This window comes from Ferruginibacter sp. (assembly GCF_031430955.1).
Taxonomy (GTDB): Bacteria; Bacteroidota; Bacteroidia; order Chitinophagales; family Chitinophagaceae; genus Ferruginibacter.
Genome location: NZ_JANPCM010000081.1, coordinates 21,216 through 29,904, shown reverse-complemented (window position 1 = coordinate 29,904; position 8,689 = coordinate 21,216). Strand labels below are relative to the sequence as shown.

Annotated in this window: 8 protein-coding genes; 6 read left to right on the top strand and 2 right to left on the bottom strand. The window is 35.9% G+C overall.

Going from position 1 to position 8,689, the window contains the following annotated elements; translation table 11 throughout:
• The 6 genes from ACY65O_RS02290 to ACY65O_RS02265 form a co-directional block, all read left to right on the top strand.
• The coding region (locus ACY65O_RS02290; RefSeq protein ID WP_462219235.1) for a restriction endonuclease subunit S at nt 1–263 on the top strand (263 nt) is incomplete at its 5' end.
• Between the two features lie 10 nt (nt 264–273).
• Entirely contained in the window at nt 274–1,029 is a 756-nt protein-coding gene (gene fabG / locus ACY65O_RS02285; RefSeq protein WP_462219234.1) for a 3-oxoacyl-[acyl-carrier-protein] reductase, read from the top strand.
• Between the two features lie 120 nt (nt 1,030–1,149).
• Nucleotides 1,150–1,425: a hypothetical protein gene (locus ACY65O_RS02280; RefSeq protein WP_462219233.1), complete on the top strand. Its 276-nt coding sequence runs from the start codon at nt 1,150–1,152 to the stop codon at nt 1,423–1,425.
• 89 nt (nt 1,426–1,514) lie between these two features.
• Complete coding sequence (locus tag ACY65O_RS02275) at nt 1,515–3,218, top strand: peptidase domain-containing ABC transporter (protein ID WP_462219232.1); 1,704 nt, start codon at nt 1,515–1,517, stop codon at nt 3,216–3,218.
• Nucleotides 3,219–3,228: 10 nt separating this feature from the next.
• Entirely contained in the window at nt 3,229–4,536 is a 1,308-nt protein-coding gene (locus tag ACY65O_RS02270; RefSeq protein WP_462219231.1) for an HlyD family secretion protein, read from the top strand.
• 1 nt (nt 4,537) lies between these two features.
• Nucleotides 4,538–5,944 carry a TolC family protein gene (locus tag ACY65O_RS02265; RefSeq protein ID WP_462219230.1) on the top strand — a complete coding sequence of 469 codons (1,407 nt, stop codon included), beginning with the start codon at nt 4,538–4,540 and terminating at the stop codon, nt 5,942–5,944.
• Between the two features lie 39 nt (nt 5,945–5,983).
• Here ACY65O_RS02265 and ACY65O_RS02260 read toward each other — a convergent pair whose 3' ends face one another.
• Together ACY65O_RS02260 and ACY65O_RS02255 are read right to left on the bottom strand one after the other, a co-directional pair.
• On the bottom strand, nt 5,984–6,727 hold the full coding sequence (locus ACY65O_RS02260) for a TerC family protein (RefSeq protein WP_462219229.1): 744 nt from the start codon (nt 6,725–6,727) through the stop codon (nt 5,984–5,986).
• A 48-nt stretch (nt 6,728–6,775) separates the two neighbouring features.
• Complete coding sequence (locus ACY65O_RS02255; protein WP_462219228.1) at nt 6,776–8,632, bottom strand: proton-conducting transporter transmembrane domain-containing protein; 1,857 nt, start codon at nt 8,630–8,632, stop codon at nt 6,776–6,778.
• Between the last annotated feature and the right edge of the window lie 57 nt (nt 8,633–8,689).

Here is an 8,689-nt window from a genome sequence, read left to right as displayed (position 1 = left end):
GGGGACTCATCCTTCTTGCTACCTTTGATTGGCTTTATCATCAACTTTTTAATCTGAACTTAAATCAATATGCAACAGGTACAGCACAGCCGGGCCTTTCTGTGGAAAATTTAAAAACAGTTTCAATTACTGTTCCCTCTTTTAATCAACAGCAAAAAATAGTAGCTCAAATTAAAACTATTGAAGAAAAAATAATTAAACTTACAACTGTTATTAATTCAGTTCCCCAATTAAAAGAATCCATCTTAAAAAAATATTTGTAAAACGAAACTCATGAAACTATTAGAAGGAAAAACAGCCATTATTACCGGCGCAGCCCGTGGTATTGGCGAAGCCATTGCATTAAAATTTGCAGAACATGGTGCCAACGTTGCTTTTACTTTTGTAAGCGATGGCAGTAAAGACAAAGCAAAAGGATTGGAAGAAAAATTGATTGCCTTGGGTGTAAAAGCAAAATCGTACCAAAGCAATGCCGGCGATTTTGCTGCCTGTGAAGTTTTTGTAAATGATGTTTTAAAAGAATTTGGCACTGTAGATATTTGTGTAAATAATGCAGGCATATCGAAAGATAATTTATTGCTGCGGATGACACCGGAACAATGGGATGATGTGATGACAACAAATTTGAAGAGTGTTTTTAATATGACCAAGCAGGTAATACGCCCCATGATGAAAGCAAGAAGTGGCTCAATCATCAATATGAGTTCTGTAATTGGCGAAATGGGTAATGCCGGCCAAAGCAGTTACGCCGCAAGCAAAGCTGGTGTAATTGGTTTTACAAAAAGCGTAGCTAAAGAATTGGGCAGCCGCAATATTCGCTGCAATGCCATTGCACCGGGTTTTGTAGAAACAGATATGACGAGTTATTTAAAAGAAGGCGAAGGTGCCGAAAAATATAAAGCCGGTATTCCGCTGGGCAGGTTTGCAAGTGCAGAGGATATTGCTAATGTTACGTTGTTTTTAGCCAGTAACCTCAGCAGTTATGTAACCGGACAAACCATCAGCGCATGCGGCGGGCTAAATATTTAGTTTGTTTAAGCAGATTATATAAAAGCCGGCGTTAAACAATAACGCCGGCTTTTATTTTACAATTCTTTTACAAACAGTTCTTGCACATATCATCCCAAGAGCTTTTCTTTGCAGCTCAGTATGAAATTCTTTTTATCCATATTTTTATTACTAACAACAGCATTTTATGTACTTCCTGTAAAAGAAATTTTAAAGGAAAAACAAACTATGTGTAATACTGATTTGGATGAAGTAAAAGAAGAAAGTAATAAAAAAGAAAAAATTAAAGAACTATTTTCTTTCTGCAGTACCTGCACAATTGCTAATGATAGCTACAGCAGTACCTGCCAATACTTGTCTTTTATTATCCCTGTTTTATTGCAAACAATAGAAACCCCTCCTCCCGATATATTTTAAACTTCCCCTGTTGCACATAGCGATGTGCCCCTGTATTTATTACAGGCATATAATTGCTGTTTTACATTTTTCATTCTAAAAAATTATTCATGACTGGAAAACCCAGCCCTGTTGCAAGGATATTAAACCTTGTAAAACTGGAGCGTAAAGAAATTGCTGCAATTTATTTTTATGCAATAATGAATGGTCTTATATTATTAGCCATTCCTGTAGGCATACAAGCCCTTATTGGTTTTGCACAAACTAATACTGCGTCGGCTTCAATTGTGGTACTCATTGTGCTTATTGTGGTAAGTGTTTTTACAGCAGGTGTTTTGCAGATAAAGCAAATGCAGCTTACAGAAAAAATTCAGCAGAAAATTTTTGTTCGTTACTCTTTTGAAATTGCAAATAAAATTCCGGCACTTAAATTATCTGCTGTAGATAATTATTATTTACCCGAATTAATCAATCGTTTTTTTGATATTGTAACCCTCCAAAAAAGTCTTGCCAAATTATTGCTGGCTTTTCCTTTAGCCATTATACAAATTATTTTTGGCTTACTGCTGTTAGCTTTTTATCACCCGGTGTTTATTGCATTTGGTGTACTCCTCATTTTAATCATATACAGTATCCTTTATTTTTCTGGCACCAAAGGTTTACAAACCAGCTTGCAGGAAAGTGCTTACAAATACAAGGTAGCCGGTTGGTTAGAAGAGATGGCGAGAATTATACGATCTGTAAAATTTGCTAAAACCACCGACTTTCATTTGCAAAAAACAGATGAACATGTTACAAATTATTTAAACGCCAGAACCAGCCATTTTAAAATATTAGAACTGCAGTTTAAAACGCTTATTGGTTTTAAAACATTGGTTACAACTGCCATGCTTGTAGTAGGTACTTATCTTTTGTTAAACCAGCAATTAAATGTGGGACAGTTTATTGCTGCAGAAATTGTAATACTCACCATTATTACCTCTGTAGAAAAATTGATCAGCAATCTGGATAGTGTGTATGATGTATTAACCTCTGTGGAAAAAATAGAAAAAATTACCGATAAAGAAATTGAAGAAAGTGGTAGTATTATATTACAAAACCCTTACGGTAAAGGTGTAAGTATTGCTTTGCAGCAAATATTTTTCAGGTATGAGGGGGCCGGCAAAAATACCTTAAATAATATTTCATTTACCGTTGCTGCAAACGAAAAAGTGTGTATTCAGGGTGATGAAGGATCAGGCAAATCTACCCTGTTGCGTTTACTTACCGGCAGCTACAGCCAATTTGAAGGGGCGGTTTTAATTAATGAAATACCGGTAAATAATTATGATTTACAATCACTTCGTTTACAAACCGGGGTAGTAATAAGCCAGCAGGATATTTTTGAAGGTACTTTAATGGAGAACATCTGCATGGGGTTGCCGGAGGTAAATATGCAGGAGGTATTGTCTCTTTGTAATAAAACAGGTTTAACACCATTTATAAGTACTTTAAAAAATGGATTTGATACGCCTTTGTTTGCAACCGGACGTAAACTGCCTGCCCACGCCGTAAAAAAAATATTGTTAATAAGGGCTTTAATTAATCAACCTAAATTATTGCTTTTAGAAGAACCGTGGATTGGCCTTGAAGAACAAAACCAGCAACAAATAAAACAGCTATTGCTTACCGAAATGAATAGAACCACGGTAATAGTAATAACCAAAGATGAAACTTTTGCAACAGCCTGTGATAAAACAATTATTTTAAAAGAAACAGGTTGCATAATAATTAATGGTAACCCACAAATTCCCGGAGGTGGAGAAGATTTATAATAAAACAATTATGAAAACATTAAAAGCATATACCGCCATTTACCGCCATGATAAAATCAGCCGCATAAAATATTGGGGCATTGGTTTTTTAATTGCCATGATAATTATTTTGTTTTTACCATGGACACAAAATATAAGAGCCAGGGGAAGTGTAACTTCTTTAAGGCAGGAACAAAGGCCGCAGCAACTTAATAGTATTATACCAGGCAAAATTGTACAATGGTTTATAAAAGAAGGTGACCTGGTAAAAGCAGGTGATACTATTTTGCAAATTAGCGAAGTAAAGGAAGAGTACCTGGACCCTAAACTGGTAAGCCGCACCGGTGAGCAATTGGATGCGAAACAAATGAGTGTGCAATATTATAAAAACAAAGTAACCACATCGGCAACTCAAATTAGTGCGCTGGGTAATAACCGCTTGCTTAAGCAAACACAATTGCAAAATAAAATACAACAACTGCAATTAAAACTGCAAAGCGACAGTATGGATAATATGGCAGCCGGCAATGAGTACACTATTGCAACGCAGCAATATAAAAGGCAGAAAGCCATGTACGATAGCGGGTTGGTATCGCTAACACAACTGGAGCAACGCAATCAGAGTTTTCAAAATGCATTAGCAAAAAAAATTAGTGCCGAAAATAAAATAGGCAGCACCAGGCAAGAGCTGGTAATAGCCCGTATTGAAATGGATGCTATTAACCAGGATTATACAGAAAAAGTAGCTAAAGCGCAGGGAGATCAATTTCAATCGCTTTCTCAAATTGCAGGAGGGCAGGGCGACGTGGCCAAACTGCAAAACCAATACAGCAACTATAATATCCGCAGCGGTATGTATTTTATTACAGCGCCGCAGGCCGGGCAAATAACCAAGGCAAAAAAAGCGGGTATTGGCGAAATTATTAAAGATGGCGAAATGCTGGTTGAAATTGTACCGGATAAAATTGATTATGCTGTAGAACTTTTTATTGAGCCGATGGACCTCCCTTTAATTTCGGTACAACAGAAAGTACAATTTATGTTTGATGGTTTTCCGGCAATCGTTTTTAGTGGCTGGCCCAACTCTTCGTACGGTACATTTAGTGGTGAAGTGGTAGCTGTAGAAAATTCAGTAAGTGCCAACGGTAAATTCAGGGTATTGGTAAAAGAAGATATGAATTATAAAAAAAGATGGCCCAAAGAGTTAAAAATTGGCGCCGGTACACAAGGTATTGCCTTATTAAAAAATGTACCGGTATGGTACGAGTTATGGCGAAATATTAATGGCTTTCCGCCGGATTTTTATAAGGCAGCTCATCAAAACGAACAAAAGAAATAAGATGAAAAAAATATTTTCGATTATACTGGTTTTACTTTTTATAAAGAATGGTACTGCAAATGACAGCACCCAAACACTTTCATTAAAAAGTTTTTTGCAAATTGTAAAACAGTTTCATCCTGTTGCAAAGCAGGCCAACATTCAGGTAGATAAAGCTAATGCCGGATTAACCATTGCAAGGGGAAGCTTCGATCCATTATTGGGCAGCAGCGGCAGTAATAAAACTTTTGATGGTACTAATTATTATCAAACCAATACTACCGAATTAAGCATACCTACCTGGTATGGTATTGAAGTAACTACGGGTATTGAATATTTAACTGGTGGCAGAACCGACCCAACAGAAACCAGTGGCAAAACCAGTTTTGCCGGCATTAGTTTTCCATTGGCAAAAAATTTAATGATGGATAAAAGAAGGGCCGCATTACAACAGGCTAAAATAATGATTGGAGCATCCGAACAGGAAAAAAGAATAGTATTAAATGAGTTGATGATGGATGCTACGGACGCTTACTGGCAATGGGTACAGGCTTATTTAATTTATACCACTTACAATACGGTTATTAGTGTAAATAAAAAAAGGGTCGACTTTATTAGCACAGCTTACCGGCTGGGCGAAAGGCCGGCGATTGATACCATCGAAGCCATTGCACAATTACAGAATTTTGAATACCTGCAAAACAATGCATTGCTGGCTTTGCAAAATACCACCCTGCAGTTAAATACTTTTTTATGGAAACAAAATAACCAGGCTTATGAATTGCCTGCATCGGTTTTGCCGGCTGAAAAAATAGAAAATTTGTACGATGGCATAACTTTTCCGGAGCTGGAAAAAATTATTGCAGATGCAAAAACATCCCATCCTGAGTTAAGCATCTATACATTTAAATTAAGCGTTTTAAATATTGAAAGAAAATTAAAGTTTCAGGAACTGTTACCAAAGGCTGATTTAAAATATAACCAATTGGGTAAAGGATACAATGTTGCAGCAGCGGCAACCAAAACTTTATTTGATAATAACTACAGGTTTGGTGTAAACTTTAGCATACCGCTGCGGCTAAGCCAGGGCCGTGGCGAATACAAATTGGCCAAAATTAAAATAACCGAAACTGCATTACAGCAAAGCCAAAAAGAAATTGAGATTATAAACAAAGTAAAAAAATATTATAACCAGTTGGTGAACTATAAAATACAGGTAAATCTTTTACAAAAAAATTATTCTAATTATTTACAGTTGCAGCGTGGAGAAGAAACAAAAAATTTTAATGGAGAAAGCTCGTTGTTTTTAGTGAACAGCCGGGAAAATAAAACGCTGGAAACTTTTTTAAGGCTAACTGAAGTAACGATAAAATATAACAAGGCGTTGCTTGAGTTGCAGTGGGCGGCAGGGCAATTGTGGCAATATTAATAGTTGAAGATTGCTGCTTAAATTTTGGCGAAAAAAAGGTTATGTGGTTTTATCCTGGTTTAATGTTGGTTTTATTTTTACAGCCCTATCTTTTTTTCCAAAAACTTTCATTTGTATTACATCTACCAAAAACGCAAAAGCCATGGCAAAATAAATATAGCCTTTGGGTACGTGTACATCAAATCCTTCAATCAATAAAGTAAAACCTATCAACAGTAAAAAGCTAAGGGCTAAAATTTTAAATGCCGGGTGTTTATTTACAAAATTACTAATGGGGGCTGCGGCTACCAGCATAATTAAAACTGAAATAACTACTGCAACATACATTACCCAAACTTCTTTTACCAAACCAACTGCGGTAATAATAGAATCTATAGAAAAAACAATATCCAATATCAGTATTTGGCCTATTACCCCTTTTAAAGTAGCCGGTTTGCTTTTTACTTTTTCCTCTCCATCTTCTCCCTCAATTTTACTGTACATTTCTTTGGCGCTTTTATAAATAAGAAAAAGGCCGCCCAGTATCAGTATTAAATCTTTTCCGCTTATGCCGGTATTAAGAACTGTAAATAAATTTTTTTCCAGTTTCATGATAACTGAGATAAGTGTAAGAAGCCCCAACCTTAAAAACATAGCGAGAATTATTCCCCACCTTCTTGCTTTTTTTTGCTGTTCTTCGGGTAGTTTGCCGGCCAGTATGGAAATGAAAATAATATTATCCAGACCCAGAACTACTTCCAGTGCTATTAATGTAAGTAAAGAAACAATTATCTCGTAAGTCATATCGGTTTTTGGTCTCCCAAATTGTGTGCCTGCTTTATGGTTATTTTTTTATGAAGATCTGAATGCAACAGGATGATACAATTTTTTATGCGGCCCTAAAAATATACGCAGCAAAATTCTAAATGCCGAAAGTTCAATAAATATAAAACATAAGGCCATCAAAATAATTAGTGTCATTTGATTACTGTGCACATAAGTAAACAACACATCAATACCAATAAATGCAGCCGTTATAGGAAAACCCAGTATGCCCATAGCAGCTATTAAAAATAAAAACCCTGTTGTATTTTGTTCGTACACATAGCCATGAAATTGATTGAGCGAAATATCATTATCAATTTTTTTTATCTTTTGCAAACAATAATAGCCTAACACAAAAGCAAGTAATATACCGCTTACATAAAAAATAATTTCAATCAAACTGATATGGGTAGCATTAACCAATACCGCAGCTATTATAAAAAAATGTGCCGTTAATAAATATACCCATGCTTTTAAAGCAGATTGACGGTAAGTAAAAGCAAAAAGTATTACAGCCAGCGCCACACTCATTAATATTATTGGCAACGCACCATTTAAAGAGGGAAGCATATGCTGGTTGGTATAACCCACAATTAAAAGTGCCCCTGCTGTTATAAAAAGAATACCGCTGATGATTGTAGATTGTAAAAACTGAAATTGTTTTCCCAACCATTTAAAAGGGCTCCACACATAGGTAAACATTATAGTATCCAAATTCCACTCTTTAATGCTGAGCATATAAAAGGAGGCTTTAAGCTTTGATATTGTTTTTTGCGTTGGCAAAACATAATGAAAAATTTGGTGGTGTACCAAATAGTTTAATACCGAGGGAGAAACCAGTAACTGATACGTTCTTAAAAAAGCATTACCGGTAAAATGCAGCAATACCAACCAGTGAAAGCCCAATGCTACTTCAATAAACATCAAACCAATTTGTGCAGCAGATGAATAGGCAATTTGTGTTTTAACCGTTGGCTGTACCCTTGCAATCATGGTGCCAACGAGGGCTGTTAATGCACCAATAACAATAATGGTAATTTTTGCCCACCACATATCTTCCCAAAAAGGATGCGTACGCAGCAATAAAAAAACACCAATATGCACACTTAGCGATCCATAAAAAATGGCCGAAGAAGCTGTTGGCCCTTCCATTGCCCGTGGCAACCAGGAGGTAAAAGGAAACTGTGCAGATTTTATAGTGGCAGGTAAAATAATCATGCAAACAATAAATATGGCCATGCCTGCCTGCCCTGTTGCTATAGCCATTTCTTTTGCTTCGCCCAACTGAGCAAAAGTTATATTTTGGTGTGTAAGGTGGTGCATCATCCACATAGCAAGCATTAGTGCAACATCGCTGAGGCGATAGTTGGATACTGCCTTAAAAGCATTTTTTACAGGTAAATAACGGTTACGGTAAAAGGCAATTAATATAAATGAACAAATGCCTTTTATTTCCCAGCCAATAAAAAGTGTTTCAAAATTACCTGCCAGTATTATAAAATTATATGCTGCTCCAAATAAAAGTATGGTGTTAAAAAACCGTTTAAAGCCCTCATCCCGGTGCATATAATATTTACTGAAAGTTGCTACCAGAAAAAATAATACAGCACCCACAATACTAAACACCACCGTTACCTCATCGTAAAATAAATGTATGGCAAAAACAAAATGCGCTGTTTGGTAAATAGTTGCTAATTTATAATCAACAGGCTTAAACCCGTTCAGCATCCACCAGCCAGCAAATATTACTGCAATAAAAATATTGAACAGCTTTGCAAACCGTACTATTGCACCTATAGCTTTTTCACTTTTATTTTGCCATAAAAGTGTAGCCAAAAAAGCCAGCATTGGTACGGCGATAAATAGTATTAATAGTTGATCCATTTATAATTCTATTTTTTAAATGTCAATAATGATAAACTGCCAAGGAATATTATTAAC